This window comes from Gimesia panareensis (assembly GCF_007748155.1).
Lineage (GTDB): Bacteria > Planctomycetota > Planctomycetia > Planctomycetales > Planctomycetaceae > Gimesia > Gimesia panareensis.
The window spans coordinates 3,654,848-3,656,979 of the sequence record NZ_CP037421.1; the positions used below are offsets into that span (position 1 = coordinate 3,654,848).

3 protein-coding genes are annotated in these 2,132 nt (G+C 49.6%); all 3 read right to left on the reverse strand.

Going from position 1 to position 2,132, the window contains the following annotated elements:
- Positions 1 to 40 precede the first annotated feature (40 nt).
- Entirely contained in the window at positions 41 to 337 is a 297-nt protein-coding gene (gene tnpB / locus Enr10x_RS13800; RefSeq protein WP_145449992.1) for an IS66 family insertion sequence element accessory protein TnpB, read from the reverse strand.
- Positions 334 to 678 (reverse strand): hypothetical protein, encoded by a 345-nt coding sequence (locus Enr10x_RS13805; protein ID WP_145447816.1) that lies wholly within the window; start codon positions 676 to 678, stop codon positions 334 to 336. The genes tnpB and Enr10x_RS13805 overlap by 4 nt, the downstream gene beginning before the upstream one ends.
- Before the next feature lie 71 nt (positions 679 to 749).
- A partial coding sequence (locus Enr10x_RS13810) for a lipase family protein (RefSeq protein ID WP_197997605.1) occupies positions 750 to 2,132 on the reverse strand: 1,383 nt, incomplete at its 5' end.

Below are 2,132 nucleotides of genomic sequence, written 5' to 3' on the forward strand. Positions count from 1 at the left end.
GGTGGTCATCTGGGCGCTACGTTTTTATACCGATTTGCCACTACCCGACAGGCGCTACGTTTTCTGGCCGCTGTTTACAGGTTTTGTCGTCTTCGGGCGTTGGCAGCTCAACGGTACCTTGCTCAAGCCGCCGGTACCATAACGTCAGTCCGCCGGTCTCCCACCACAGGGCTTTGATACGATCGCGTCGGCGGTTCACAAACAGGAATAGAGAACCGTTGAGGACGTTCTGACCCAGCGTCGCGGTGACAATGCCGGTTAAACCGTCGAAGCCGTTACGAAAATCGACCGGCTCGGTGCACAGGTAGATGGGCGTGCCGCTGGGCAAGCCCATCATGAGCGGGCCTCCTGGCTACAGGACGGGATCTCGAATCGAATGCGAATGCCGCCCGGCAGATCGACGGCCATGACAGTGGCCGGTGAGGACGCTGCAAGCGTGACGGGCAGGAAGCCTGCCGGCTTTCTGCCCGTCTGTCGAGGAGGGGCAGACGTGCTGTCGCGAAGCCGTTGATGGTCTCTCCTGGTGGTACCGCGGATCTTCCGCCGGCCGCGGACCTTCCGCCGCCAGTAATAGTAGGACGCTTTTGAGACGTTTTCCGTTTTGGCAGAACTGCGCGACGGTGATTTCAGCCTGGTCGAATCGCTCCAGTCGGTCTGCCCAGACTTGGGCGGTTTCACTCGAATTGTTTTGGACCATGGGATCTCCTGTATGGGAAACGTGAGGAAACCCGAGATTCTAAACCCTGCGCCTACAATGGTTCTGGTGTACGGTTACGGATCCGCAACTGGCGCACGGCAATGGCCTGATTGAGTTTGTCCATCTGCAGCGTCATCTGGTACAGAGAATTGAGTTCATACTGATTCACCCTCATATCAACATACTCGATAATATCGTCTCCGATGAGTTTATTGACTTCATATGCCAGAAGATAGACATTGAGCGCTTCTACCGGTGTGCTCGCTGCTTTATAAGCATCTCTCAGGGATTTGATTTTCTGCAGCATATCAAAACCTGGAATGTAGAGATCGGCAAGATCAAATGCGCCAATAATCGGATCGACAAACAGCCCCTGTACAAGATCAGAATCTTTAAGGAATCCCCCATCTGCTGCCACAACCGCACTGCCCAAATTGGTGAAAAAGTCTGACAGAAAATGGACTGCGTCTACTTTTTTTGAAACAATATCGATTTCCGTATGAATATTTTTAAAAGAATCCGCAACGGCATCATAGGCTGTGCGCAGATCCCCCTGTAGTGCAAACAACTGACTGATCTCATTGCGAAGCTGGGTTGTATCACTATTTAAAAACGCTGCAGAATTAGCCTGGTCTTCCAAAAGCTGCAGATAATGATCCATTTTATGGTTTTTCACACGATTTGTTGGGAATCGAAACTCATCTAATGTCGGGATCGTATCATACCAGATCACTTCACCTGTAGTCTTATAAAGCGAGGCATATTCAGGATCTCTTGGGTCTGCTGTTGCAATTTTCCGAAGTGTATTTAGAAGCCCCAAAGAGTATTGCTTCGTTGTGAAGTCTTCCAGAAGCTCAAGCCCCATTTCTTTTGTCAGGAGCGTGCCTGCCACTACAACCAGGTCATACCTGCTTGCCACATTGACTATTCTCGAATCAGGACCAGTATAGCTGGAGGGAGCCCCCGGTGATCCAAAAGTGACAGCCTGAATATTTTCCGCATATTTGGTATACGTTTCCTTTTGAAGGAACATTTGCACCAGAGAAGCACCTAAAGAATGGCCGGTCACATAAATTTGGTTGAATTCTTTGATGTACGTTCTTAATGAATTCAGAAGAGGTCTTAACTTTGAGTAATGATCCTCCAGATCTAACCAGTCAAAGGCATCCCCTGCCTGGTCTGTCCCTCTAAAGGAAATTACCAGGGTACGGGATTCATTGACCAACCCCCTCAGAAGTAGAACAGATGCGTCTGATAGATCAAAAAAGCTGGCTTTTCCAGTGTAAACTCCCCTGTCATAGGTATATTTGATCCCGTCTTGAACGACTTCACGAATCTCTCCAGTGAAAAATGGATCGCGAGCCCCGAATAGCACATCTGGTTCTTCTGGTCTTCCTCCTAATCCAAGCTCATCCGCTTCAACTGGAACCCAATC